This window comes from Streptomyces sp. NPDC055189 (genome assembly GCF_053606765.1).
Map to the genome: position 1 here is coordinate 18,223 of NZ_JBSGSG010000080.1, position 26,529 is coordinate 44,751.

At 69.8% G+C, this 26,529-nt stretch carries 23 protein-coding genes; 20 read left to right on the top strand and 3 right to left on the bottom strand.

The features are described 5' to 3' along the window. The first annotated feature begins 210 nt into the window (after window positions 1-210). Window positions 211-2,796, top strand: coding sequence for a RelA/SpoT family protein (locus tag ACWFR3_RS36915; protein WP_453739067.1), 2,586 nt, complete (start codon window positions 211-213; stop codon window positions 2,794-2,796). A gap of 71 nt (window positions 2,797-2,867) precedes the next feature. On the opposite strand, the gene ACWFR3_RS36920 is transcribed toward ACWFR3_RS36915, so the two are convergent. Next, window positions 2,868-4,100 carry a DUF349 domain-containing protein gene (locus ACWFR3_RS36920; protein ID WP_453739068.1) on the bottom strand — a complete coding sequence of 411 codons (1,233 nt, stop codon included), beginning with the start codon at window positions 4,098-4,100 and terminating at the stop codon, window positions 2,868-2,870. Window positions 4,101-4,233: 133 nt separating this feature from the next. After that, on the bottom strand, window positions 4,234-5,055 hold the full coding sequence (locus ACWFR3_RS36925; protein WP_453739069.1) for a peptidylprolyl isomerase: 822 nt from the start codon (window positions 5,053-5,055) through the stop codon (window positions 4,234-4,236). Window positions 5,056-5,200: 145 nt separating this feature from the next. Here ACWFR3_RS36925 and ACWFR3_RS36930 point away from each other — a divergent pair, with 145 nt between their 5' ends. The 6 genes from ACWFR3_RS36930 (at window position 5,201) to rpsD (ending at window position 11,103) form a co-directional block, all read left to right on the top strand. Then, the gene (locus ACWFR3_RS36930) at window positions 5,201-5,905 is read left to right on the top strand and encodes an MBL fold metallo-hydrolase (RefSeq protein ID WP_453739070.1); all 705 of its coding nucleotides are present in this window, start codon (window positions 5,201-5,203) and stop codon (window positions 5,903-5,905) included. Between the two features lie 13 nt (window positions 5,906-5,918). Next, on the top strand, window positions 5,919-7,181 hold the full coding sequence (hisS, locus tag ACWFR3_RS36935; protein WP_453739071.1) for a histidine--tRNA ligase: 1,263 nt from the start codon (window positions 5,919-5,921) through the stop codon (window positions 7,179-7,181). Window positions 7,182-7,336: 155 nt separating this feature from the next. Next, the gene (locus ACWFR3_RS36940; protein ID WP_453739072.1) at window positions 7,337-7,990 is read left to right on the top strand and encodes a vitamin K epoxide reductase family protein; all 654 of its coding nucleotides are present in this window, start codon (window positions 7,337-7,339) and stop codon (window positions 7,988-7,990) included. A gap of 44 nt (window positions 7,991-8,034) precedes the next feature. Continuing rightward, a complete protein-coding gene (locus ACWFR3_RS36945; RefSeq protein WP_453739073.1) occupies window positions 8,035-9,384 on the top strand; it encodes a replication-associated recombination protein A in 1,350 nt (449 codons plus the stop codon). 49 nt (window positions 9,385-9,433) lie between these two features. Further along, window positions 9,434-10,144: an HNH endonuclease family protein gene (locus ACWFR3_RS36950; RefSeq protein WP_453739074.1), complete on the top strand. Its 711-nt coding sequence runs from the start codon at window positions 9,434-9,436 to the stop codon at window positions 10,142-10,144. Window positions 10,145-10,488: 344 nt separating this feature from the next. After that, a complete protein-coding gene (rpsD, locus tag ACWFR3_RS36955; protein WP_361192551.1) occupies window positions 10,489-11,103 on the top strand; it encodes a 30S ribosomal protein S4 in 615 nt (204 codons plus the stop codon). Here rpsD and ACWFR3_RS36960 read toward each other — a convergent pair. Beyond that, window positions 11,091-13,271, bottom strand: a complete 2,181-nt coding sequence (locus ACWFR3_RS36960) for an ATP-binding protein (RefSeq protein ID WP_453739075.1) — start codon at window positions 13,269-13,271, stop codon at window positions 11,091-11,093. The genes rpsD and ACWFR3_RS36960 overlap by 13 nt on opposite strands. 160 nt (window positions 13,272-13,431) lie before the next feature. Here ACWFR3_RS36960 and ACWFR3_RS36965 point away from each other — a divergent pair, with 160 nt between their 5' ends. The 13 genes from ACWFR3_RS36965 to nusB all read left to right on the top strand — a co-directional run bounded on the left by ACWFR3_RS36965 (window position 13,432) and on the right by nusB (window position 26,382). Beyond that, the gene (locus tag ACWFR3_RS36965; protein ID WP_453739076.1) at window positions 13,432-13,881 is read left to right on the top strand and encodes a DUF948 domain-containing protein; all 450 of its coding nucleotides are present in this window, start codon (window positions 13,432-13,434) and stop codon (window positions 13,879-13,881) included. 7 nt (window positions 13,882-13,888) lie between these two features. Then, on the top strand, window positions 13,889-14,254 hold the full coding sequence (locus ACWFR3_RS36970) for a DUF6167 family protein (protein WP_453739077.1): 366 nt from the start codon (window positions 13,889-13,891) through the stop codon (window positions 14,252-14,254). After that, window positions 14,254-16,923, top strand: a complete 2,670-nt coding sequence (gene alaS / locus ACWFR3_RS36975; RefSeq protein WP_453739078.1) for an alanine--tRNA ligase — start codon at window positions 14,254-14,256, stop codon at window positions 16,921-16,923. Before ACWFR3_RS36970 ends, alaS begins: the two co-directional genes overlap by 1 nt. Window positions 16,924-16,943: 20 nt before the next feature. Further along, the gene (gene ruvX, locus ACWFR3_RS36980) at window positions 16,944-17,408 is read left to right on the top strand and encodes a Holliday junction resolvase RuvX (protein ID WP_453739086.1); all 465 of its coding nucleotides are present in this window, start codon (window positions 16,944-16,946) and stop codon (window positions 17,406-17,408) included. 124 nt (window positions 17,409-17,532) lie between these two features. Continuing rightward, window positions 17,533-19,269 (top strand): endolytic transglycosylase MltG, encoded by a 1,737-nt coding sequence (mltG, locus tag ACWFR3_RS36985; protein WP_453739079.1) that lies wholly within the window; start codon window positions 17,533-17,535, stop codon window positions 19,267-19,269. Continuing rightward, the gene (locus ACWFR3_RS36990) at window positions 19,259-20,092 is read left to right on the top strand and encodes a shikimate dehydrogenase (protein ID WP_453739080.1); all 834 of its coding nucleotides are present in this window, start codon (window positions 19,259-19,261) and stop codon (window positions 20,090-20,092) included. The genes mltG and ACWFR3_RS36990 overlap by 11 nt, the downstream gene beginning before the upstream one ends. Window positions 20,093-20,215: 123 nt before the next feature. Continuing rightward, window positions 20,216-21,400, top strand: coding sequence for a chorismate synthase (gene aroC / locus ACWFR3_RS36995; protein ID WP_453739081.1), 1,185 nt, complete (start codon window positions 20,216-20,218; stop codon window positions 21,398-21,400). Continuing rightward, a complete protein-coding gene (locus tag ACWFR3_RS37000) occupies window positions 21,397-21,912 on the top strand; it encodes a shikimate kinase (RefSeq protein WP_453739082.1) in 516 nt (171 codons plus the stop codon). The genes aroC and ACWFR3_RS37000 overlap by 4 nt, the downstream gene beginning before the upstream one ends. Window positions 21,913-21,926: 14 nt before the next feature. Next, a complete protein-coding gene (aroB, locus tag ACWFR3_RS37005; RefSeq protein WP_453739087.1) occupies window positions 21,927-23,021 on the top strand; it encodes a 3-dehydroquinate synthase in 1,095 nt (364 codons plus the stop codon). Window positions 23,022-23,182: 161 nt separating this feature from the next. Further along, on the top strand, window positions 23,183-24,154 hold the full coding sequence (locus ACWFR3_RS37010) for a Pro-rich N-terminal domain-containing protein (RefSeq protein ID WP_453739083.1): 972 nt from the start codon (window positions 23,183-23,185) through the stop codon (window positions 24,152-24,154). Between the two features lie 57 nt (window positions 24,155-24,211). Beyond that, window positions 24,212-25,318 (top strand): aminopeptidase P family protein, encoded by a 1,107-nt coding sequence (locus ACWFR3_RS37015; RefSeq protein WP_453739084.1) that lies wholly within the window; start codon window positions 24,212-24,214, stop codon window positions 25,316-25,318. A gap of 60 nt (window positions 25,319-25,378) precedes the next feature. Continuing rightward, complete coding sequence (gene efp, locus ACWFR3_RS37020; protein ID WP_344521662.1) at window positions 25,379-25,945, top strand: elongation factor P; 567 nt, start codon at window positions 25,379-25,381, stop codon at window positions 25,943-25,945. Between the two features lie 2 nt (window positions 25,946-25,947). Continuing rightward, window positions 25,948-26,382 (top strand): transcription antitermination factor NusB, encoded by a 435-nt coding sequence (gene nusB / locus ACWFR3_RS37025; RefSeq protein WP_453739085.1) that lies wholly within the window; start codon window positions 25,948-25,950, stop codon window positions 26,380-26,382. Window positions 26,383-26,529 lie beyond the last annotated feature (147 nt).

Sequence of the window (26,529 nt, forward strand, 5' to 3'; positions counted from 1 at the left end):
ACACCCGAGGCGGGCCCGGAGGAATCCGGTGCCCGCCTCTGGTGTTCCTGCGGCAGAGGCCTAGGGTTCGCCGTGTGGAGACCTCAGGTGTCCCTCCCGTAGTGAGCAGTCTCACTGGCTGGGGGAGAGCCGGAGGTCGAGGATCGATACCATGGGCTCTTCGGGACCTGACCGTGGGACCCGGATCGCGCACGCACCAGGGAGCGCCTCTTGCCAGACGAGTCCAAGGCACTCACCGCCGCCAAGGCCGCAGAGCAGGCCAAGGGCGCGGCGGCGTCCACTGCTGCGCCCGCGAAGAGCACGGCGCCCGCCACGGGCGCTACGCCGGCGAAGCAGGCGAGCACGCCCCCCAGCACCACGTCCGCGTCGAGCACGTCCGGCGACGGCGCCAAGCGTGAGCGGCCGGCCGCCGATCCGTCGCGCCCCAAGCCGCCCACCGAGGCCCGCGCCGGCAGTACGACGCCCACGCCACGGCCCACCGCGGCCAAGAACGAGCGCTCCGGCTCCTCCAACCGCGTACGCGCCCGCCTGGCCCGTCTCGGCGTCCAGCGCTCCAACCCGTACAACCCGGTCCTGGAGCCGCTGCTGCGGATAGTGCGCAGCAACGACCCTAAGATCGAGACGGCCACTCTCCGCCAGATCGAGAAGGCCTACCAGGTCGCCGAGCGCTGGCACCGCGGCCAGAAGCGCAAGAGCGGCGACCCGTACATCACGCACCCGCTCGCGGTGACGACGATCCTCGCCGAGCTCGGCATGGACCCGGCCACGCTGATGGCCGGACTCCTGCACGACACGGTCGAGGACACCGAGTACGGCCTGGACACCCTCAAGCGAGACTTCGGCGACCAGGTCGCCCTGCTCGTCGACGGCGTCACCAAGCTGGACAAGGTCAAGTTCGGCGAGGCCGCGCAGGCCGAGACCGTGCGCAAGATGGTCGTCGCCATGGCCAAGGACCCCCGCGTCCTGGTCATCAAGCTCGCCGACCGCCTGCACAACATGCGCACGATGCGCTATCTCAAGCGCGAGAAGCAGGAGAAGAAGGCCCGCGAGACGCTGGAGATCTACGCTCCGCTGGCGCACCGCCTGGGCATGAACACCATCAAGTGGGAGCTGGAGGACCTCGCCTTCGCGATCCTCTACCCCAAGATGTACGACGAGATCGTGCGCCTGGTCGCCGAGCGCGCCCCCAAGCGCGACGAGTACCTCGCCATAGTGACCGACGAGGTCCAGGCCGACCTGCGCGCCGCCCGCATCAAGGCGACCGTCACCGGACGCCCGAAGCACTACTACAGCGTCTACCAGAAGATGATCGTCCGCGGCCGTGACTTCGCGGAGATCTACGACCTGGTGGGCATCCGCGTCCTCGTCGACACGGTCCGCGACTGCTATGCCGCACTCGGCACGGTCCACGCGCGATGGAATCCGGTCCCCGGCCGGTTCAAGGACTACATCGCGATGCCCAAGTTCAACATGTACCAGTCGCTGCACACGACGGTCATCGGCCCCAACGGCAAGCCCGTCGAGCTGCAGATCCGTACGTTCGACATGCACCGCCGCGCCGAGTACGGCATCGCCGCGCACTGGAAGTACAAGCAGGAGGCCGTCGCCGGTGCCTCCAAGGTGCGCACCGACGTGCCGAAGAAGGCCGGAGGCAAGGACGACCACCTCAACGACATGGCGTGGCTGCGCCAGCTCCTGGACTGGCAGAAGGAGACCGAGGACCCCAGCGAGTTCCTCGAATCCCTGCGCTTCGACCTCTCGCGCAACGAAGTCTTCGTCTTCACGCCCAAGGGCGACGTCATAGCGCTCCCGGCGGGCGCGACCCCGGTCGACTTCTCGTACGCGGTGCACACGGAGGTCGGCCACCGCACCATAGGAGCGCGGGTCAACGGCCGTCTCGTACCGCTCGAATCGACCCTGGACAACGGCGACCTGGTGGAGGTCTTCACCTCCAAGGCGGCCGGCGCGGGCCCCTCCCGCGACTGGCTGGGCTTCGTCAAGTCACCGCGGGCGCGCAACAAGATCCGCGCGTGGTTCTCCAAGGAGCGCCGCGACGAGGCCATCGAGCAGGGCAAGGACGCCATCGCGCGGGCCATGCGCAAGCAGAACCTGCCGATCCAGCGGATTCTGACCGGCGACTCCCTGGTCACGCTCGCCCACGAGATGCGCTACCCGGACATCTCCTCGCTGTACGCGGCGATCGGCGAGGGCCATGTCACCGCGCAGTCCGTCGTGCAGAAGCTCGTCCAGGCGCTCGGCGGCGAGGAGGCCGCCAACGAGGACATCGCCGAGAGCACACCGCCCTCGCGCGGCCGCAGCAAGCGCCGGTCCAACGCCGACCCCGGCGTGGTCGTCAAGGGCGTCGACGACGTGTGGGTCAAACTGGCCCGCTGCTGCACGCCCGTCCCCGGCGACCCGATCATCGGCTTCGTCACGCGCGGCAGCGGCGTATCGGTGCACCGCAGCGACTGCGTGAACGTCGACTCGCTCTCCCGCGAGCCCGAGCGCATCCTCGAGGTCGAGTGGGCGCCCACCCAGTCCTCGGTCTTCCTGGTCGCCATCCAGGTAGAGGCGCTCGACCGCTCGCGCCTCCTGTCGGACGTCACGCGCATCCTCTCGGACCAGCACGTGAACATCCTGTCCGCAGCCGTCCAGACCTCCCGCGACCGGGTCGCCACCTCGCGCTTCACCTTCGAGATGGGCGACCCCAAGCACCTGGGCCATGTACTCAAGGCGGTCAGGGGAGTCGAGGGCGTCTACGACGTGTACAGGGTGACGTCCGCACGCAGGCCGTAGACCGGACCACTACGTAGAGGGGCTCCCGTACACGATGTACGGGAGCCCCTCTACGTAGACAGCGAAAAAGCTCAGCCGCCGAACTCGTGCAGACCCTTCAGCGCCTGGTCTAGCAGCGCCTGGCGGCCGTCGAGCTCCCTCTGGAGCTTGTCCGCCTTGGCGTTGTTGCCCGCGGCACGCGCCTTCTCGATCTGGTCGACCAGCTTGTCGACGGCGGCCTGCAGCTGACCGGTCAGACCCTCGGCACGCGCACGCGCCTCAGGGTTCGTACGGCGCCACTCGGCCTCCTCGGAGTCCTGCAGGGCCCGCTCCACCGCGTGCATCCGGCCCTCGACCTTCGGGCGGGCGTCACGCGGGACGTGGCCGATGGCCTCCCAGCGCTCGTTGAGCGTACGGAACGCCGCGCGCGCCGACTTGAGGTCCTTCACCGGGACGAGCTTCTCGGCCTCCTCGGCCAGCTCCTCCTTCAGCTTCAGGTTCTCCGTCTGCTCGGCGTCCCGCTCGGCGAAGACCGCGCTGCGCGCCGCGAAGAACACGTCCTGCGCGCCGCGGAAGCGGTTCCACAGGTCGTCCTCGTGCTCGCGCTGGGCGCGGCCCGCGGCCTTCCACTCGGTCATCAGGTCGCGGTAGCGCGCGGCCGTCGGACCCCAGTCGGTCGAGCCGGAGAGGGCCTCGGCCTCGCCGACCAGCTTCTCCTTGGTCTTGCGGGCCTCTTCGCGCTGGGCGTCCAGCGAGGCGAAGTGGGCCTTGCGACGCTTGGAGAACGCCGAGCGGGCGTGCGAGAAGCGGTGCCACAGCTCGTCGTCCGACTTGCGGTCCAGGCGCGGCAGACCCTTCCAGGTGTCCACCAGGGCGCGAAGACGCTCGCCCGCCGCCCGCCACTGCTCGCTCTGGGCGAGCTCCTCGGCCTCGACGACCAGCGCCTCCTTGGCGTGCCTCGCCTCGTCCGACTGCTTGGCCTTCTGGACCTTGCGCTCTTCACGGCGCGCGTCGACGGTCTCGACGAGCTTGTCCAGACGCTTGCTGAGGGCGTCCAGATCGCCGACCGCGTGTGCCTCGTCCACCTGCTGGCGCAGGTGGTCGATGGCGGTCATGGCGTCCTTGGCCGACAGGTCGGTCGTTTTCACCCGGCGCTCGAGAAGTCCGATCTCGACGACCAGACCGTCGTACTTGCGCTCGAAGTAGGCAAGGGCCTCGTCAGGAGATCCCGCTTTCCACGAACCGACTTCGCGCTCACTGCCGTCGGCCTTGCGCACGTACACGGTCCCCGTCTCGTCGACGCGGCCCCACGGGTCGCTGCTCACAGCGCCTCCTCCACATGATGCCTGTGCAGGGCCTCTGGCCCCCGGCATCGTCCACAGTTTCGTCTCCGCCAACATAGGCGACGCGCGGGGCGGCTGTCCGCATCCCGCGCGTCCGAAGTTTGCCTGCAGGCGGTCAGGATTTCGACACGGTCGCCTTGTTGATGACGACCGTCGCGTTCGGGGCGCCGTCGCCCTGCCCGGTGCTCTCGCCGGCGGCGGCAATCTTCTTGAGCACCTTCATCCCGGAATCGGAAATGGTCCCGAACGGTGTGTAGTCGGGCGGGAGCTGACTGTCCTGGTAGACCAGGAAGAACTGGCTGCCGCCGGAGTCCCGGCCCTTCTTCGTCTGGGCCTTGTACCGGTTGGCCATCGCGACCGTGCCCGCCGGATACACGTTCCCCCGCAGCTTCTTGTCCTTGAGGTTCTCGTCGGGAATCGAGTAGCCGGGGGTGCCCTCGCCGGTGCCCTTCTGATCGCCGCACTGGAGGACGAAGATGCCGCCCGCGACGAGCCGGTGGCACTTCGTGTGGTCGAGGTAGCCCTTGTTCACCAGGAAGTTGAAGGAGTTGACCGTGTGCGGGGCCTTGGACGCCGAGAGGTCGAGGTCGATGTCGCCGCAGGTGGTGCTCAGCTTCATCGCGTAGTCCGCCGACTTGTCGATCGTCATCGCCGGCTCCTTCTTGAAGCTGAGCGGCTTCACCTTGCCGCTCGCGGGCTTCTCGCAGGGGTCCGGCTTGGTGGTGGGGTTCGCGCCCGCCTCGTCCTTCGGCTTGCCGTCGTCGTCGAAGGCGCCCGCCGCGTACGACACCGCGCCGCCGGCCAGGACCACCGCGAGCGCCGAGGCGATCACCGCGTTGCGCATCCGCGCCTTGCGCCGCGCGGCCTCCCGGCGCTGCTGCTGCCGCAAGAACTTCTCCCGGGCGAGCTGACGCCGCCGCTGATCGTTGCTGACCACCGGGTGATCTCTCCTCTGCGTGGATGACCGCTTCTGTGTGCCCCGTACCGTATATGGGTTAGCTGTGGAATCGGGAGCGCCGGTAGGCTCTGATCTGCCGCATTCCGCGCGGCCACCTGCGCCGGACGACGAACGAAGGACGATCGTGCTCATTGCCGGGTTTCCCGCCGGGGCCTGGGGGACCAACTGCTACTTGGTCGCCCCCGCCGCCGGCGAGGAGTGCGTGATCATCGACCCGGGCCACCAGGCCGCCGAGGGAGTCGAGGACGCACTCAAGAAGCATCGGCTCAAGCCCGTCGCGGTCGTCCTCACCCATGGCCACATCGACCATGTCGCCTCGGTCGTCCCGGTCTGCGGGGCACATGACGTGCCCGCGTGGATCCACCCCGACGACCGGTACATGATGAGCGACCCGGAGAAGGGCATAGGCCGTTCCTTCGGTGCTCAGCTCCTCGGTGAACTGACCGTGGGCGAGCCTTCCGACGTCAGGGAACTGACCGACGGCGCGCGGCTGAAGCTCGCCGGTCTCGACTTCTCCGTCGCGCACGCGCCGGGGCATACGAAGGGGTCGGTGACGTTCCAGTTGCCCGAGTCCGCCGAGGTCCCCTCGGTGTTCTTCTCGGGCGACCTGCTCTTCGCCGGCTCCATCGGACGCACCGACCTGCCCGGCGGATCGCAGACCGACCTGCTCGAGTCGCTGGCGCGCGTGTGCCTGCCGCTCGACGACTCGACCGTGGTCCTGCCCGGTCACAACGAGCACACGACCATCGGCCGTGAGCGCGCCACCAACCCGTACCTGCGCCAGGTGGCCGCCGGCCAGGGAGCCGACGCTCCCCGACGAGGAATGTGACGAGAGAAAACCCGTGAGCACCTTCAAGGCCCCCAAGGGCACTTACGACCTGCTGCCGCCGGACTCCGCGAAGTACCTGGCGGTACGCGAGGCCATCGCCGCACCGCTGCGGAACTCCGGGTACGGATACGTGGAGACGCCCGGCTTCGAGAACGTGGAGCTGTTCTCGCGCGGCGTCGGCGAATCCACCGACATCGTCTCCAAGGAGATGTACGCCTTCGAGACCAAGGGCGGCGACCAGCTCGCCCTGCGCCCCGAGGGCACCGCTTCCGTGCTGCGCGCGGCCCTGGAGGCCAACCTGCACAAGGCCGGCAACCTCCCGGTCAAGCTCTGGTACTCCGGCTCGTACTACCGCTACGAGCGCCCGCAGAAGGGTCGCTACCGCCACTTCTCGCAGGTCGGCGCGGAGGCGATCGGCGCCGAGGACCCGGCCCTCGACGCCGAGTTGATCATCCTCGCGGACCAGGCGTACCGCGCCCTCGGCCTGCAGCAGTTCCGCATCCTGCTGAACTCGCTCGGCGACAAGGAGTGCCGCCCCGTCTACCGCGCCGCGCTGCAGGACTTCCTGCGCGGGCTCGACCTGGACGAGGAGACACGTCGACGTATCGACATCAACCCGCTGCGGGTCCTGGACGACAAGCGCGACGACGTCCAGAAGCAGCTGGTCGGCGCCCCGATGCTGCGCGACTACCTGTGCGACGCGTGCCAGGCGTACCACAAGCAGGTGCGGGAGCTCCTGACCTCGCAGGGCGTCGCGTACGAGGACGACCCGAAGCTGGTCCGCGGCCTGGACTACTACACCCGCACGACCTTCGAGTTCGTCCACGACGGCCTCGGCTCGCAGTCCGCGGTGGGCGGCGGCGGCCGCTACGACGGCCTGTCCGAGATGATCGGCGGCCCCTCGCTGCCGTCGGTCGGCTGGGCGCTCGGCGTGGACCGCACGGTCCTGGCCCTGGAGGCGGAGGGCGTGGAGCTCGAACTGCCCTCGGCGACCAGCGTGTTCGCGGTGCCGCTCGGCGACGAGGCCAGGCAGGTGCTGTTCTCCAAGGTGACGGAGCTGCGCAGGGCCGGCGTCGCGGCGGACTTCTCGTACGGCGGGAAGGGGCTCAAGGGAGCCATGAAGAACGCCAACCGCAGCGGCGCCCGCTTCACGATCGTCGCCGGTGAGCGGGACCTCGCCGAGGGCGTCGTGCAGCTCAAGGACATGGAGTCGGGCGAGCAGGACGCCGTTGCGGTGGACTCCGTCGTGGACGTCCTGAAGGGCAAGCTGGCCTAGCCCCGCGCGAAGAAGACGACGACGGAGGGCCCCGGCGGACCGAACGCCCGGGGCCCTTCGCACGTACCTCCTTATGTCCATCGAACGGTGGACACCCGCGCCCGTGCGGCACAATGTCCCTGCCCGCAGGCCCCCACAAGCGACGGAACGGCGTGATGAGCAAGACGACCCCGGCAAGCGCAAGCCGCCCCTCCGACCACGATCGCGAGCGGGGCGGAACGGACGCGCCACGCAGTGTCGGCGGGAGCCGTGCGTTCGCGCTGCTTCTGGTGATCACGGGTGCGGCGGGGCTGCTCGCGGCGTGGGTCATCACGCTGGACAAGTTCAAGCTTCTGGAGGACCCGGACTTCACGCCGGGCTGCAGCCTCAATCCGGTCGTCTCGTGCGGCAACATCATGAAGAGCGAGCAGGCGTCGGTCTTCGGCTTCCCGAACCCGATGCTGGGCATCGCGGCCTACGCCGTCGTGATCTGTGTCGGCATGAGCCTGCTCGGCCGGGCGCGCTTCCCGCGCTGGTACTGGCTGACGCTGAACGCGGGCACGCTCTTCGGGGTCGGCTTCTGCGCCTGGCTGATGTACCAGTCGCTGTACGAGATCAACTCGCTGTGCCTGTGGTGCTGCCTGGCCTGGGTCGCCACGATCATCATGTTCTGGTACGTGACCTCGTTCAACGTCCGCAACGGCCTGCTGCCCGCGCCCTCCTGGCTGCGTACGTTCTTCAGCGAGTTCACCTGGGTCTTCCCGGTGCTGCACATCGGCATCATCGGCATGCTCATCCTCACGCGCTGGTGGGACTTCTGGACCAGCTGACAGCGCCGACGGCGTTGTCAGTGGGCTGACGTAGGGTTCGAAGCGTGGAGCCCGATCTGTTCACCGCAGCTGCCGAGGACCGCCAGGAGAAGGACCCTTCGACAAGTCCCCTGGCCGTCCGGATGCGCCCGCGCACCCTCGAAGAAGTAGTAGGCCAGCAGCATCTGCTGAAGCGGGGTTCGCCCCTGCGAAGGCTGGTGGGCGAGGGCGGGGGAGGACCGGCGGGACCGTCGTCGGTGTTCCTGTGGGGTCCGCCGGGCATCGGCAAGACGACCCTGGCGTACGTGGTCTCGAAGGCCACGAACAAGCGCTTCGTGGAGCTCTCCGCGATCACCGCCGGCGTGAAGGAAGTCCGCGCGGTCATCGAAGGGGCCCGCAGGGCGATGGGCGGCCACGGCAAGGAGACCGTCCTCTTCCTCGACGAGATCCACCGCTTCAGCAAGGCCCAGCAGGACTCGCTGCTGCCCGCCGTCGAGAACCGCTGGGTGACCCTGATCGCGGCGACCACCGAGAACCCGTACTTCTCGATCATCTCCCCGCTCCTGTCCCGCTCCCTCCTCCTCACGCTCGAACCGCTGACCGACGACGACCTGCGCGGCCTGCTGCGCCGGGCGCTCGCCGAGGAGCGGGGCCTGGGCGGCGCGGTCGAGCTGCCCGAGGACACCGAGGAGCACCTCCTGCGGATCTCGGGCGGCGACGCCCGGCGTGCGCTCACCGCCCTGGAGGCGGGCGCGGGCTCGGCGCTCGCCAAGGGCGAGAAGGAGATCACCCTCCAGACCCTGGAGGAGTCGGTCGACCGCGCCGCCGTCAAGTACGACCGGGACGGCGACCAGCACTACGACGTGGCGAGCGCCCTCATCAAGTCCATCCGCGGTTCGGACGTGGACGCGGCCCTGCACTATCTGGCCCGGATGATCGAAGCGGGCGAGGACCCCCGCTTCATCGCACGGCGCCTGATGATCTCCGCGAGCGAGGACATCGGCCTCGCCGACCCCACGGCCCTGCCCACGGCGGTCGCCGCCGCCCAGGCCGTCGCCATGATCGGCTTCCCGGAGGCCGCGCTCACGCTCAGCCACGCGACGATCGCGCTGGCCCTGGCCCCGAAGTCGAACGCCGCGACGATCGCCATCCAGTCCGCCCAGGCCGACGTCCGCGCGGGCCTCGCCGGCCCCGTCCCGCCCCACCTGCGCGACGGGCACTACAAGGGAGCGGCCAAGCTCGGCCACGCCCAGGGCTATGTGTATCCGCACGACGTGCCGGGCGCGATCGCCGCCCAGCAGTACGCACCGGACACCGTCGCCGCCAAGCGCTACTACCAACCCACGCGCTATGGAGCCGAGGCGAGGTACGCGGACGTGGTCGAGCGAGTGCGCGAGCGCCTCAAGGGCGAGTAGCGCCGCAGCCCGGAGGCGGGCCCCGGCCCTCCCGCATACGCTCGGCGCCATGGGCACAGCAGCCGGGCCGCGCGCGGGGGCCACCCTGCTCGCGCTCGTCGCCGCCCTCGCCGCGGCCTGCACGGCACCGCAGACGGAGCGGCCGAAGCCGTCCCCCGCCGCCGTACCTCTCGTGAGCCGGGGCTTCCCGCCCACCGCCGCGCGGGCCCGCGACCAGCTGAGCGGCCTCACCGTCGCATGGGGCAAGAACTGGCAGACGTACAAGCGCTCCGCGTTCGGCGAAGGATGGTCCGACGACACGGACGCCCCCGGCGGCCGCAACGGCTGCGACACCAGGGACGACGTCCTGCGACGCGACCTGAAAGACCTGCGTGAGGGCGACCGCAACCCGTGCGTCGTGCTCTCCGGCATCCTGCACGACCCGTACACCGGGAAGAAGCTGCCGTACTACTACCGCCGCGCCTCGCAGATCCAGACCGACCACGTCGTCGCGCTCGGCGCGGCCTGGCGGGCCGGAGCCTGGGCCTGGACGGCGAAAGAGCGCCTCACGTACGCCAACGACCTGGACGTCCTGCTCGCCGCCGACAAGGAGACGAACTACACGAAGAGCAGCCGGACCCCCGACAAATGGAAGCCCCCGCGCAAGGAATACTGGTGCGAGTACGGCCGCCGCTGGACCGGGATCAAGGCGAAGTACCGGCTCACGGTCACGGCCCCCGAGAAACTGGCCCTCCAGGACCTCCTGAAGACCTGCGGCTGAGGCACCCCCTGTCACCCGGTACACTTGCCCGAAGTGCTGCGTCCCGTGTCCGGTCTTGTACCGGCGCCACCAGAACGGGACATCCAGCCGGAGCCCCGGACCTCACCGTCCAGGGATCTCCAGGAGCGTCGCGCACCGTCGAAGGTGTCGCGGGCAGCCCATCACCATCCCGCACTCCGGGAATCGGTCGGTGGGCCACTCGCGTGCTGCACATAGTGCCCAGACCAGGGAGCGGCTGCCCGCCGGATCCAGAACCACCGGATCCGATGGGTTTCCCGGGCTGCGGATGCGACCTCCCCTAACCCTGGTGAAGCCGATTTCACATTGAGCAGAGAGGTTGGTTCATGACGAACCAGTCCCGTCCCAAGGTCAAGAAGTCGCGTGCCCTCGGCATCGCGCTGACCCCGAAGGCCGTCAAGTACTTCGAGGCCCGCCCCTACCCGCCGGGCGAGCACGGTCGTGGCCGCAAGCAGAACTCGGACTACAAGGTCCGTCTGCTCGAGAAGCAGCGTCTGCGCGCGCAGTACGACATCAGCGAGAAGCAGATGGCCCGCGCCTACGACCGCGCCAAGAAGGCCGAAGGCAAGACCGGCGAGGCCCTGGTCATCGAGCTCGAGCGCCGTCTCGACGCCCTGATCCTGCGTTCGGGCATCGCCCGCACGATCTACCAGGCCCGTCAGATGGTCAGCCACGGCCACATCGAGGTCAACGGAGGCAAGGTCGACAAGCCGTCGTTCCGCGTCCGTCCCGACGACGTCGTGATGGTCCGCGAGCGCAGCCGCGAGAAGCCGCTGTTCCAGGTCTCCCGTGAGGGCGGCTTCGCCCCCGACGGCGAGATCCCGCGTTACCTCCAGGTCAACCTGAAGGCCCTGGCCTTCCGCCTGGACCGTGACCCGAACCGCAAGGAGATCCCCGTGATCTGCGACGAGCAGCTCGTCGTCGAGTACTACGCCCGCTGACCCGGACGTAGCTCTCCCTGCTTCAGCCCGTCGCCCGTCCTTCCTTCGTGGAGGGGCAGGCGGCGGGTTTTTGCGTTGCCGCCGGGCCCCGTGCGCAGGGCCCGCGACACCGCAGCGTCCGGAGTCAGCCGCGCTCCGGCGATCAGGCACTCCTCGTAGCGCGCATCGCCCAGCTGTTCGCGGGCCTGCGCCTCGCACAGCGCGTGCGGCCCGCCGAAGTGCCCGGAGCCGAACAGCGGAGGCCCCACCGAGGGCCAGATGCGGGACGCGGCCCCCTGCAGGACCGCGGCCTCGGCCGGGTCGCCCTCCACCGCGGTGAACAGGGCGAGCAGCTCGATCGCGAGCACCGTGCCGAGCAGATCGTTGAAGGCGTGGTCCAGGGCGAGGCACCGCATGAGCAGCTCACGGGCGGTCGCGGGCTCACCGCGGGTCCAGGCCGCGAAGCCGAGCACATAGAGGGCATACGCGAGAGTCCAGCGCTCGCCGTGGTCCTCGCAGACCTGGCGCACGTCCTCGCAGAGCACGACCGCGTCGGCGAGCTCGCCGCGGAAGGCGAGGGCCATCGCCAGCTCGACCTGGCCCATCAGGACGTTGCTGTTGAGCTCGCCGATCTCGTGGTACTGGTCGAGGGCCGAGCGCAGCAGGGTCTCGGCCCGCTCCATGTCGTCGGTGAGGAGCGCGAGGCAGCCGATGCGGTGCACGGCGTACGCGTTGGCGATGGCGCTGCCGGTACGTTCCGCCTCGTCCTTGCACTCCTGCAGCGCGGCGAGCGCGGCGACCGTGTCGCCCTGCAGGACCGCGACATAGCCGAGCACCCACAGCGCCTTGAGGCGGGAGTCGTCGTGGTCGCCGTCCAGCTCAAGGGCCCGGTCGAGCCAGTGCCGTCCCTCCGCGAGGCGCCCGCAGCCGACCCAGTAGAACCACAGGCTGCCCGCGAGGTACTGCCCCAGGTGCGTCTCGTCCGGCTCGGTCAGGCAGTACTCCAGGGCGCCCCGCAGATTGGGCAGTTCGCAGTCGACGAGTTCGGCGACCCGCGCCTGGCGCGGCGAGAACCAGTCCAGCTCGCACCAGGTGGCGAGCCCCATGTACCAGTCGCGGTGCCGGCGCCGCATCCGCGCGGCGTCGCCGGTCGCCTCCAGCCAGTCGGAGCCGTAGGCACGGACCGTGTCGAGCATGCGGTAGCGCACGCCCGTCGGCCCTTCCTCGCGGGTCACGACGGACTGGGCGAGCAATTCACCCAGTACGTCCAGTACGTCGTCGGCGCGCAGTCCTTCGCCGCTGCAGATGTACTCGACCGCCTCCAGGTCGAACGGGCCGCAGAACACCGAGAGCCGCGACCACAGCAGGCGCTCGCCCGTCGTGCACAGCTCATGGCTCCAGCCGATGGCCGTACGCAGGGTCTGGTGCCGCGGCGGCACATCGCGCCGGGTCCCGGTGAGCAGCGCGAAGCGGTCGTCGAGCCGGGAGAGCAGCTGTGCGGGGGAGAGCGCCCGCAGCCGTCCCGCCGCCAGCTCGACGGCCAGCGGGATGCCGTCCAGGCGGCGGCACAGCTCCGCCACGTCGGTCTCGTTCCCCTCGTCCAGGGTGAACCCGGGGAGACCCGCCGCCGCACGGTCGGCGAAGAGCGCCGCCGCGTCCGGTGTGGGCAGCGGCGCGAGCGGGAAGATCTGCTCGCCCCCGGTGTCCAGGGGCCGGCGCCCCACCGCCAGTACGCGCAGGCCGGGGGAGCGGTGCAGCAGATCCTTCACCAGCGAGGCGCACGCCTCCACCAGATGCTCGAACCCGTCCACGACGAGGAGGACTTCCCGCTCCGCGAGATGGTCGACGAGCACCTTGCGCGGCGTGCGGTGCGTGTGATCCGTCAGACGCAGGGCGTCGGCGACCGCGTGTTCCACCAGATCCGGGTCGCGGACCGCCGAGAGCTCCACCAGCCAGGCGCCGTCCCGCGGCGCGGATTCGGCGGCGGCCCGCACGGCAAGACGCGACTTCCCGACGCCGCCGACGCCGGTCACCGTGATCAGCCGTCCGTTCTCCAACGCGGCGATGAGAGCGGCGACTTCGGAGGTGCGTCCGACGAAGGCGTTGAGCTCAAGCGGGAGGTTGCCGGGCCGCGGGGCCCGTGCGGAGGAGCTGTGCCGGTGGTCGCCCGTGCGCTGATCGCGTCGCATGAGATACGCAGCGTACCGATGCGTAAGCGGTCCGTACAATCGCTTGACGTAACTCCCTTGATCGAACGCGGTAATGCGGTGCGGAGCCTTCGCCCCGGCGCGATAGGGTCGGGGGACGACTTTTCGATGTTCAGGGCCGATGTTCAGGGAGCGGTGCGCAGTGTCGGGTGGAGAGGTGGCCGGGATCCTGGTGGCCGTCTTCTGGGCGATCCTGGTCTCCTTCCTGGCCGTGGCGCTGGTGAGGCTGGCGCAGACGCTCAAGGCGACCACCAAGCTCGTGGCGGAAGTGACCGAGCAGGCCGTCCCGCTTCTCGCGGACGCCTCCACCGCGGTGCGCTCGGCGCAGACCCAGATCGACCGGGTCGACGCCATCGCCTCCGACGTACAGGAAGTCACCTCGAACGCGTCGGCGCTCTCCACGACGGTGGCCTCCACCTTCGGCGGGCCCCTCGTCAAGGTCGCGGCGTTCGGATACGGCGTGCGCAGAGCCCTGGGCCGCAAGGCAGGACCCGAATCAGACAATGTGCCCCCGGCACCCGCCCGACGTACCGTGATCGTGGGGCGCACCGTCCCCTCCGCGCGACGTCGGGGCAAGCGGAAGAAGGACTGACGCAGCGATGTTCCGCCGTACGTTCTGGTTCACCGCGGGCGCCGCTGCCGGTGTGTGGGCCACCACCAAGGTCAACCGCAAGATCAAGCAACTGACCCCCGAAAGCCTCGCGGCGCAGGCCGCGAACAAGGCGGTCGAGGCGGGTCACAAGCTCAAGGACTTCGCTCTCGACGTCCGCGACGGCATGGCCCAGCGCGAGGCCGAACTGGGCGAGGCCCTCGGCCTCGAAGCCCCGGTCGACCACGAACTCCCCGGGCAGCGCCGTGTGGTCGTGGCCATCGAGAACGGCAAGACCAGCAAGACCGACAAGAACACGCAGGGCAAGTACCTCTCGAAGTCGAAGTACTCGTACAACCGGAATGAGGACCACTGATGGAGTCGGCCGAGATTCGCCGCCGCTGGCTGAGCTTCTTCGAGGAGCGCGGGCACACCGTCGTCCCTTCGGCGTCGCTCATCGCGGACGACCCGACTCTGCTCCTCGTCCCCGCGGGCATGGTGCCCTTCAAGCCCTACTTCCTGGGTGAGGTCAAGCCGCAGTTCTCGCGCGCCACGAGCGTGCAGAAGTGCGTGCGTACGCCCGACATCGAAGAGGTCGGCAAGACCACGCGGCACGGCACGTTCTTCCAGATGTGCGGCAACTTCTCCTTCGGCGACTACTTCAAGGAAGGCGCCATCACGTACGCCTGGGAGCTGCTCACCAGCTCCGTGGCGGACGGCGGCTACGGCCTCGACCCCGAGCGCCTGTGGGTGACGGTCTACCTCGACGACGACGAGGCCGAGACCATCTGGCGCGAGAAGGTGGGCGTCCCCGCCGAGCGCATCCAGCGCCTGGGCAAGAAGGACAACTACTGGTCCATGGGCGTCCCCGGACCCTGTGGCCCCTGCTCCGAGATCAACTACGACCGCGGCCCCGAGTTCGGCGTCGAGGGCGGCCCGGCCGTCAACGACGAGCGCTACGTGGAGATCTGGAACCTGGTCTTCATGCAGTACGAGCGCGGCGAGGGCACCTCGAAGGAGGACTTCGAGATCCTCGGCGAGCTGCCCAGCAAGAACATCGACACCGGCCTCGGACTCGAGCGCCTCGCCATGATCCTGCAGGGCGTACAGAACATGTACGAGACCGACACCCTGCGCGTGATCATGGACACGGCCACCGAGCTGACCGGCGTGCGGTACGGCGCCGAGCAGGGCTCGGACGTCTCCCTGCGCGTGGTCGCCGACCACATGCGCACGTCCGTGATGCTCATCGGCGACGGCGTCACGCCCGGCAACGAAGGCCGTGGCTACGTCCTTCGCCGCATCATGCGCCGCGCCATCCGCAACATGCGTCTGATGGGCGCCACCGGCCCGGTCGTGCACGAGCTGGTCGACACGGTCATCAAGTCGATGGGCGAGCAGTACCCCGAGCTTCAGACCGACCGGAAGCGCATCGAGACCGTCGCGCTCGCCGAAGAGGCCGCCTTCCTCAAGGCCCTCAAAGGCGGCACGAACATCCTCGACACCGCCGTCACCGAGACCAAGGCCGCCGGCGGCAAGGTCCTCTCCGGCGACAAGGCGTTCCTGCTGCACGACACGTGGGGCTTCCCGATCGACCTCACCCTGGAGATGGCCGCCGAACAGGGCCTCGCCGTGGACGAGGACGGCTTCCGGCGCCTGATGAAGGAGCAGCGGGAGCGGGCCAAGGCCGACGCGCAGGCCAAGAAGACCGGCCACGCGAACCTCGGCGCCTACCGCGAGATCGTCGACGCCTCGGGAGCCACGGACTTCACCGGCTACACCCTCACCGAGAACGAGGCCGTGATCGTGGGCCTCCTGGTCGACGGCGTCTCGTCGCCCGCCGCCCGCGAGGGCGACGAGGTCGAGGTCGTCCTCGACCGCACCCCCTTCTACGCCGAGGGCGGCGGCCAGATCGCCGACTCCGGCCGGATCCGCCTGGACAACGGCGCTGTCGTCGAGATCCGTGACGTGCAGAAGCCGGTCCCCGGCGTGCACGTCCACAAGGGTGTCGTGCAGGTCGGCGAGATCACCGTCGGCGACCAGGTCTGGGCCTCGATCGACGTGCACCGCCGCCGTGCCATCGCCCGCGCCCACTCCGCCACGCACCTCACGCACCAGGCCCTGCGTGACGCGCTCGGCCCGACGGCCGCCCAGGCCGGTTCCGAGAACCAGCCGGGCCGCTTCCGCTTCGACTTCGGCTCCCCGTCGGCCGTGCCCACGGCCGTCATGACGGACGTCGAGCAGAAGATCAACGAAGTGCTCGCGCACGAGCTCGACGTGCAGGCCGAGGTCATGTCGATCGACGAGGCCAAGAAGCAGGGCGCCATCGCCGAGTTCGGCGAGAAGTACGGCGAGCGGGTCCGCGTGGTCACCATCGGCGACTTCTCCAAGGAGCTGTGCGGCGGTACGCACGTGCACAACACCGCCCAGCTGGGTCTGGTGAAACTGCTCGGCGAGTCGTCCATCGGTTCGGGCGTCCGCCGTATCGAGGCCCTGGTCGGCGTCGACGCGTACAACTTCCTGGCCAAGGAGCACACGGTCGTCGCCCAGCTCCAGGAGCTGGTCAAGGGTCGTTCCGAGGAGCTGCCCGAGAAGGTCTCCGCCATGCTCGGCAAGCTGAAGGACGCCGAGAAGGAGATCGAGAAGTTCCGCGCGGAGAAGGTCCTGCAGGCCGCCGCCGGACTTGTCGACCAGGCCAAGGACGTACGGGGCGTCGCCCTCGTCACCGGCCAGGTGCCGGACGGTACGGGCGCCGACGACCTGCGCAAGCTGGTCCTGGACGTACGCCACCGCATCCCCGGCGACCGCCCGGCCGTCGTGGCTCTCTTCACCACGGCCAACGGCCGCCCGCTGACGGTCATCGCCACGAACGAAGCCGCCCGCGAGCGCGGTCTCAAGGCCGGTGACCTCGTCCGTACGGCCGCCAAGACCCTTGGCGGCGGTGGCGGCGGCAAGCCGGACGTCGCCCAGGGCGGCGGCCAGAACGCCGCGGCCATCGGCGACGCCATGGCCGCCGTCGAACGCCTCGTGGCAGAGACGGCCTGATGTCCGACTCCGAGGGCGGCATGCGCAGGGGCCGGCGTCTGGCCATCGACGTGGGTGACGCCCGCATCGGGGTCGCCTCGTGCGACCCCGACGGGATCCTCGCCACGCCGGTGGAGACGGTTCCGGGGCGCGATGTCCCGGCCGCGCAGCGCCGGTTGAAGCAGCTCGTCGACGAGTACGAACCGATCGAGATCGTCGTCGGTCTCCCTCGCTCCCTCAACGGGGGCGAGGGCCCGGCGGCCGCCAAGATCCGTGCGTTCGTCCAGGACCTCGCCCGGTTGGTGGCCCCCATTTCGGTGAGGCTCGTGGACGAGAGGATGACCACAGTGACGGCCAGTCAGGGACTGCGCGCCTCGGGCGTGAAGTCCAAAAAGGGCAGGTCTGTCATCGATCAGGCGGCGGCCGTCATCATCCTCCAGCAGGCTCTGGAGTCCGAACGGGCGTCAGGCAAAGCCCCGGGCGAGGGCGTCGAAGTGGTCATCTGATCGCGATACGGTAACGTTCCGCGCGATGCGGCGGTGTTCGAACAGCTGCCGCACAGCATCAAGAGGCGGAACGGTTGCCCGACGACTCAGACGGCGGCCCCGCCTCGCGGCATGTAGGGGATCGATGACTGAGTATGGCCGGGGCCCAGGCTCCGAACCGTGGCATCCCGAGGACCCGTTGTACGGGGACGGCGGATGGGGAGGACAGCAGGCCTCCGCCGGTCCGTCCTCCTACGGCGGCCAGGGGCAGTACTACCCTCAGCAGCCGCAACACCCCCAGCAGGCGCAGTACGACGACTGGAGCACGGGCCAGCAGCAGGCCTACGGTCAGCAGCAGTACGGCGGACACGCGGGTGAGCAGCATGGCGGACACGCGGGTCAGCAGCAGTACAACGGCGGTCCGGAGCAGCACTACAACGGCGGTCCCGAGCAGCAGTACAACGGCGGCCCCGAGCAGCAGTACAACGGCGGCTGGGACGCGGGCCAGCAGGGTCAGGCCGCGTACGCCGCGGATCCGGCGGACCCCTACGGCCACCAGTCCGGCGGCTACGGCGCGGAGAGCCCGGACTACTACGGCACACCCGACGCGTACCCCCCGCCGGAGCCCCCGTCCCGCCGCCGCGGCGACCCCGAGCCGCAGCAGGACTGGGACCCGGGGCCGGACCAGGGCGAGCACGCCTTCTTCTCCGGCGCGGATGACGACGAGGACGACGACGATGAGCCGGGCCGCCGTGGCGGTCGCGGGGACCGTCGGGGCGGCCGGGGCGGCAAGAAACCCAAGAAGCGCAGGAGCGGCTGCGCGTGCATGGTCGTGACCCTGGTCTTCGCCGGTGGTCTCGGCGGCGTCGCCTATTTCGGCTACCAGTTCTATCAGGATCGTTTCGGCTCTTCCCCGGATTACGCGGGGGAGGGGACTGGCATTGCGACCGTCGATATCCCGAAGGGTGCCGGCGGCTATGTGATCGGCCAGAAGCTGAAAGAGGCGGGTGTCGTCAAGAGCGTGGACGCCTTTGTCTCCGCGCAGGCGCAGAATTCCAAGGGCGATACCATTCAGGACGGCGTCTATGTCCTGAAGAAGGAGATGTCGGCCAAGAGTGCGGTCGAGCTGATGCTCAGCCCGAAGAGCCGAAATAACCTCATCATTCCCGAGGGTCGGCGGAATGCGTGGGTCTACAGCCAGATCGACACTCGGCTGGAGCTCGACAAGGGCACGACCGAGAAAGTCGCCAAGAAGGAATGGAAGACGCTCGGGCTTCCTGCCTGGGCGAACACCAACAAGGACATCAAGGACCCGCTCGAGGGCTTCTTGTATCCCTCCAGCTACGCGGTTGCCAAGGGCCAGAAGCCTGAAGCCGTACTCAAGAAGATGGTCGCCCACGCCACTCAGAAGTACGACGAGATGGGTCTCAAGTCCAAGGCTGCAGAGCTGCAGTTGGAGAACCCGCTGCAGGTCCTCACGGTGGCCAGCCTGGTCCAGGCCGAGGGCATGACGCACGACGACTTCAAGAAGATGGCGGCTGTCGTCTACAACCGCCTCAAGACGTCCAACACCGTGACCAACCAGAAGCTCGAATTCGACTCGACGTACAACTACCTCAAGGGTCAGAGCGAGATCGATATCCCGATCTCGAAGATCCGGACCGACCCGGACCCGTACAACACCTACTTCCACAAGGGCCTACCGCCGGGGCCGATCGGAAACCCGGGCGACGAGGCGCTGGCGGCGACACTGTCTCCCGACAAGGGCGGCTGGATGTTCTTCATCTCCATCGACCTGAAGAAGACCGAGTTCACCAAGACGCTGGCCGAGCACGAGAAGCTGGTCGCCAAGTTCAATGATCGGCAGAAGAATGGTGACTGAACACGGCCGCCGAGCCGCAGTCCTCGGCTCCCCCATCGCCCACTCCCTCTCCCCGGTGCTGCACCGCGCCGCATACGAGGAACTGGGCCTCGCCGACTGGACGTACGACCTGTTCGACGTCGACGAGGCGGCCCTGCCCGGCTTCCTCAAGGGACTCGGTCCCGAGTGGGCCGGGCTCTCGCTGACGATGCCGCTCAAGCGCGCGGTGATCCCGCTGCTCGACGAGATCAGCGGGACCGCCGCCTCCGTCGAGGCGGTCAACACCGTCGTCTTCAAGGACGACGGCCGCCGGGTCGGCGACAACACCGACATCCCCGGCATGGTCGCCGCCCTGCGCGAACGCGGCATCGAGGAGGTCGAGACCGCGGCGATCCTCGGCGCAGGGGCCACCGCGTCGTCCGCGCTTGCCGCGCTCGCGCGGATCTGCACGGGCGAGGTCGTCGCGTACGTACGCAGCGAGGCCCGTGCCGCCGAGATGCGGCAGTGGGGCGAGCGGCTCGACGTGGAGGTGCGCACGGCGGACTGGGCGGACGCCGAGCAGGCGCTGAGCGCGCCGCTGGTGATCGCCACGACGCCCGCGGGCGCCACCGATGCGCTCTCGGCCGCCGTGCCCGAGCGGCCCACGACCCTCTTCGACGTCCTGTACGACCCGTGGCCCACCGCGCTCGCGGCCCGCTGGTCGATGTACGGCGGGGCCGTCGTCAGCGGGCTCGATCTCCTTGTGCACCAGGCCGTGCTGCAGGTCGAGCAGATGACCGGACGTACGCCCGCGCCGCTCGTCGCCATGCGCAAGGCCGGGGAGCACGCGCTGGCCGCCCGCTGAGGCGTCCGCTTTGTGGACCGGAGGCCGGGGCCCGCGTCCCGACGTGGGAGGATCAGGGTGGCGGGCCAGGGCCGCGCACCCGGTCGCGCCACGCAGTTCCAGGCGCGAGCATGAGGAGCACCGTTGAGCAGGTTGCGTTGGCTGACCGCGGGCGAGTCCCACGGACCCGCACTTGTCGCGACGCTGGAGGGTCTTCCCGCCGGCGTGCCGATCACCACGGAGATGGTGGCGGACCACCTGGCCCGGCGGCGCCTCGGCTATGGGCGCGGTGCGCGCATGAAATTCGAGCGTGACGAGGTCACCTTCCTGGGCGGAGTCCGGCACGGCCTGACCATGGGCTCGCCGGTCGCGATCATGGTGGGCAACACCGAGTGGCCCAAGTGGGAACAGGTCATGGCGGCCGACCCGGTCGACCCCGAGATCCTCGCCGACTCGGCCCGCAACGCCCCGCTGACCCGTCCGCGGCCCGGCCACGCCGACCTCGCGGGCATGCAGAAGTACGGCTTCGACGAGGCCCGTCCGATCCTGGAGCGGGCCTCGGCCCGGGAGACCGCGGCCCGCGTCGCGCTCGGCGCGGTGGCCCGCTCGTACCTGAAGGAGACGGCCGGGATCGAGATCGTCAGCCACGTCACGGAGCTGGCCGCGGCCAAGGCGCCCTACGGCGTCTACCCGACCCCCGCCGACGTCGAGAAGCTGGACGCCGACCCGGTGCGCTGCCTGGACGCGGACGCGAGCAAGGCGATGGTCGCCGAGATCGACCAGGCCCACAAGGACGGCGACACCCTGGGCGGCGTCGTCGAGGTGCTCGCGTACAACGTGCCGGTCGGTCTCGGGTCGCACGTGCACTGGGACCGGCGGCTCGACGCGCGGCTCGCCGCCGCGCTCATGGGCATCCAGGCCATCAAGGGCGTCGAGGTCGGCGACGGCTTCGACCTCGCTCGGGTGCCGGGCTCCAAGGCGCACGACGAGATCGTCTCCACCGACGACGGCATCCGCCGCACGTCGGGCCGCTCCGGCGGCACCGAGGGCGGTCTGACCACCGGTGAGCTGCTGCGCGTGCGCGCCGCGATGAAGCCGATCGCGACCGTCCCGCGCGCGCTCGCCACCATCGACGTCGCCACCGGCGAGGCCACCAAGGCGCACCACCAGCGCTCGGACGTGTGTGCGGTCCCGGCCGCCGGCATCGTCGCCGAGGCGATGGTCGCGCTGACCCTGGCCGACGCCGTCGCCGAGAAGTTCGGCGGCGACAGCGTGCCCGAGACCCGCCGCAACGTGACCTCGTACCTCGACAACCTCCAGATCCGGTGACCGGCCCGCAGATCGTCCTGGTCGGGCCGATGGGCGTGGGCAAGTCGACGGTGGGCGAACTGGTCGCCGAGCGCCTCGGCACCGCCTTCCGGGACACCGACGCCGACATCGTGCTCGCGCAGGGCCGGGAGATCGCGGAGATCTTCGTGGACGAGGGCGAGCCGCACTTCCGCGAGCTCGAACGGGAGGCCGTGCGTACGGCGCTCGCCGAGCACACGGGGATCCTCGCCCTCGGCGGGGGCGCGATCCTCGACGAGTCGACCCGTGCTCTCCTCGCCCCGCACCCCGTCATCTATCTGTCGATGGACGTCGAGGAGGCGGTCAAGCGCACCGGCCTCAACCAGGCGCGCCCGCTGCTCGCGGTCAACCCGCGCAAGCAGTGGCGCGAACTGATGAACGCCCGCCGCCACTTGTACGCCGAAGTCGCCCGCGCCGTCGTCGCCACCGACGACCGCACCCCCGAAGAGGTCGCCCAGGCGGTCCTCGACGCACTGGAGTTGAAGGAAGCATGACGGAGACTGCTGAGATGCCGGGGCAGACACCCACCCGCATCCAGGTCGGCGGCACCGCGGGCACCGATCCGTACGAGGTCCTCGTCGGGCGTCAGCTCCTCGGTGAGCTGCCCGGCCTGATCGGCGAGAGCACCAAGCGCGTCGCGATCATCCACCCGGAGGCGCTCGCCGAGACCGGCGACGCGCTGCGCGACGACCTGGCGGGCCAGGGCTTCGAGGTCGTCGCCATCCAGGTGCCGAACGCCGAGGAGGCCAAGACCGCCGAGGTCGCCGCGTACTGCTGGAAGGCCCTTGGCCAGTCCGGCTTCACCCGCAGCGACATCATCATCGGTGTCGGCGGCGGAGCCACCACGGATCTCGCCGGTTTCGTGGCCGCGACGTGGCTGCGCGGGGTGCGCTGGATCGCCGTGCCGACCACCGTGCTCGGCATGGTGGACGCCGCGGTCGGCGGCAAGACCGGCATCAACACCGCCGAGGGCAAGAACCTGGTGGGCTCCTTCCACCCGCCGGCCGGTGTGCTGTGCGACCTGGCCGCGCTCGACTCGCTGCCGGTCAACGACTTCGTCTCGGGCCTCGCGGAGATCATCAAGGCCGGCTTCATCGCCGACCCGGTGATCCTCGAACTGATCGAGGAGAACCCCGAAGCGGCGCGCAGCCCGCAGGGTCCGCACACCGCCGAGCTGATCGAGCGCTCCATCAAGGTCAAGGCCGAGGTCGTCTCCGGCGATCTCAAGGAGTCGGGGCTGCGCGAGATCCTCAACTACGGCCACACGCTCGCCCACGCCATCGAGAAGAACGAGCGCTACAAGTGGCGGCACGGCGCCGCCGTCTCCGTGGGCATGGCCTTCGCGGCCGAACTCGGCCGCCTGGCCGGGCGGCTCGACGACGCGACCGCCGACCGGCACCGCACCGTCCTGGAGTCCGTCGGCCTGCCCCTGAGCTACCGCTACGACCAGTGGCCCAAGCTCCTTGAGACCATGAAGGTCGACAAGAAGTCCCGCGGTGACCTGCTGCGTTTCATCGTCCTCGACGGTCTCGGCAAGCCGACCGTCCTGGAGGGACCCGACCCGGCGGTGCTGCTCGCCGCGTACGGCGAAGTGGCGAAGTAACGCCCCAATAGCGGAGAAGTGGCCCATCAGAACAAGCCACGGGCACGCTGCGGCCTCCCCGGCCGTTCACACAACGTCGGCCGGGGACGGTACCGTTCGGTAACGGGTGGCCCCGGCCGCCGCCCGACCAGCGTCAGTCGCACGAGACGGAGTGGCACCGGATGCAGCACGCAGTGGGGTCTCCGCTGCCGCCGCCCCATCAGCCGGGGCACGGACCGGCCGCTGGCTGGTCCCCGGCCGCACATCACCCGAGCGGTCCGCCGCCGGGTGCAGCGCCGGGCGGCCCACCGCCTCCCGCGCCGGGTTTCGCCGGCGCTCCTCATCCACCGGGCACGGCTCCTCATCCGCAGGGGCCGGGAACCCATCCGCACCCCCAGGGTCCGCACGGGCACGCCCCGGCCCCGCAGCATCCGGCGCCGGGCGCCCCGCAGCACGGCGCCGCCTCCCAGCACACCCACGCGCCCGGCGCCCCCGTGCCGCCGACCCCGGACACGACGGGCCACATACAGCTCCCGCCCGGCGGCCCCGTCGCCATGCCGAGCCCGCCGCCCGGCACGGCGCGGGCGGACACCGGCGCCACCACGCTGGCCGTTCTCCTGATCGGCCCCGCGGGCGCGGGCAAGACGAGCGTCGCCAAGTACTGGGCGGAGCACCGCAGGGTGCCCACCGCCCACATCAGCCTCGACGACGTACGGGAATGGGTGCGCTCGGGCTTCGCGGACCCCCAGTCGGGGTGGAACGACCACTCCGAGGCGCAGTACCGCCTGGCCCGCCGCACCTGCGGTTTCGCCGCACGGAACTTCCTGGCCAACGGCATCTCGTGCATCCTCGACGACGCGGTCTTCCCCGACCGCCCGGTCGTAGGCCTCGGCGGCTGGAAGCGGCACGTGGGCCCCGGGCTGCTTCCGGTGGTCCTGCTGCCCGGCCTGGAGATCGTCCTGGAGCGCAATGCCGAGCGCAGCGGCAACCGCCGCCTCACGGACGAGGAAGTGGCCCGCATCCACGGCCGCATGGCCGGCTGGTACGGCTCGGGCCTGCCCATCATCGACAACTCCCAGCTGGACGTGCCCGCCACGGCCCAGGTCCTCGACGACGTGCTTGCCCGCTCCATCGCGAGCCCGCCGCAGTGGTAGCCCCCGGTCGGACGCGCTGAACCGGCCGACCCGCGCCGGCGCTCATAGGCTCGTCGCATGTCAGAGGTGTACGTGGCCCGCCGTGAGCGGTTGAGGGAACGTTGTGCCGCGGGCGGCAGCGCGTCGGCGCTGGTGTCCCGTCCCGCCAACGTGCGGTATCTCGCGGGAGCGGCGCCGCTCGGCTCCGTGCTCCTGCTGGGCAGGACCGAGGATCTGCTGCTGTGCGGCAGACCGCCCGGCGACGACCAGGGCGAGGAGCGGCCCGACGACGGTCTTCGGGTGCAACTGCTCGACGCGTCCGGCGGGGATCCCGCCGTCGCGGGGGCCGATCTCGCCGCCGCGCAGGGCGCCGATTCGCTGGCCGTCGAGGAGCACGACCTCACCGTCGCCCGGCATCGCGCCCTTGGCTCCGTCGCGCCGCGCCTTCGGCTCGCGGACCTGGGGGGAGCGGTCGAACAACTGCGGCTCGTCAAGGACGAGGAGGAGATCTCCTGCCTGCGGATCGGCTCCGAGATCGCGGACCAGGCACTCGGCGAGCTGCTCGAATCCATTCTCGTGGGGCGGACGGAACGCCATCTCGCACTGGAACTGGAGCGGCGCCTCGTCGACCACGGCGCCGACGGGCCCGCCTTCCCGACCTCCGTCGCCACCGGGCCCAACTCCGGCCGCGGCGCACACCGGCCCTCGGACCGGAGGGTGGAGGAAGGAGATTTCCTCTCCGTCTGCCTGGGCGCCAGCTATCGCGGTTACCGTTGCGAGATCGGGCGTACGTTCGTCATCGGTACGTCTCCCGCGGACTGGCAGATCGAGCTGTACGACCTCGTCTTCGCCGCTCAGCGGGCGGGCAGGGAGGCTCTGACACCGGGCGCCGCCTACCGTGACATCGACCGCGCGGCACGGCATGTACTGGACTCCGCAGGGTATGCGGACGGTCTCGCTCCGCTGATGGGACACGGGGTGGGGCTCGAAATCGACGAGGACCCGCAGTTGGCGCCCGCGGCCATGGGTAAACTGGACGCTTGCGTGCCGGTCACCGTCGAACCGGGGGTTCACATCCCGGGACGGGGTGGTGTCCGGATCGATGACACGCTCGTCGTGCGCCCCGAGGCGGACGGCGGACCCGAGCTACTCACCATCACGACCAAGGAGCTGCTCGCGCTCTAGCTCTCCGAGCTATGCGCGTGCGCCGGGGTCGTCCACGTCAGTCCAGGAGATTCCGCAACCGTGGCTTCCACGAACGACCTCAAGAACGGCCTGGTGCTCAAGCTCGACGGGGGCCAGCTCTGGTCCGTCGTCGAGTTCCAGCACGTCAAGCCCGGCAAGGGCCCTGCCTTTGTGCGCACCAAGCTCAAGAACGTGATGTCGGGCAAGGTCGTCGACAAGACCTTCAACGCCGGCGTCAAGGTCGACACGGCGACGATCGACAAGCGCGACATGCAGTTCTCCTACATGGACGGCGACTACTTCGTCTTCATGGACATGGAGACGTACGACCAGCTGCACGTCGACCGCAAGTCCGTCGGCGACGCCGCCAACTTCCTGATCGAGGGCTTCACGGCCTCCGTCGCGCAGCACGAGGGCGAAGTCCTCTTCGTCGAGCTGCCCGCGGCCGTCGAGCTCGTCATCCAGGAGACCGAGCCCGGTGTCCAGGGCGACCGCTCCACCGGTGGCACCAAGCCCGCGACGCTGGAGACCGGCCACCAGATCCAGGTCCCGCTCTTCATCACCACGGGCGAGAAGATCAAGGTCGACACCCGTGACAGCGGCTACCTCGGCCGGGTGAACAGCTAACCGTGGCTGCTCGTAATACGGCCCGCAAGCGCGCCTTCCAGATCCTCTTCGAGGCCGACCAGCGTGGTGCCGATGTGGTGACGGTCCTCGCGGACTGGGTGCGTCACTCGCGGTCCGACACCCGACAGCCGCCGGTCAGCGAGTTCACGATGGAGCTGGTCGAGGGGTACGCGGACCATGCGCGCCACATCGACGAGCTGATCTCGCAGTACGCGGTCGGGTGGACCCTGGACAGGATGCCGGTCGTCGACCGCAACATCCTGCGGCTCGGTGCCTACGAGTTGATCTGGGTCGACGAGACGCCCGACGCCGTGGTGCTCGATGAGTGCGTGCAGCTGGCCAAGGAGTTCTCCACGGACGATTCGCCGTCCTTCGTGAACGGCCTGCTCGGCCGCTTCAAGGATCTGAAGCCGAGTCTGCGCCGCGACGAGGCGTAAGGCCGACGAGGCGCACGGCCTCACAAGCCGCTCAGAGGGCCCGCAGCGTGTCGCTGCGGGCCCTCTGGCATGTCCCGGGACTTACGGGGCTCCTGGTGCTGCTGTGGCCCCAGGAAGGCCCTGTGCGTACACACAGGCCCTGTGCGC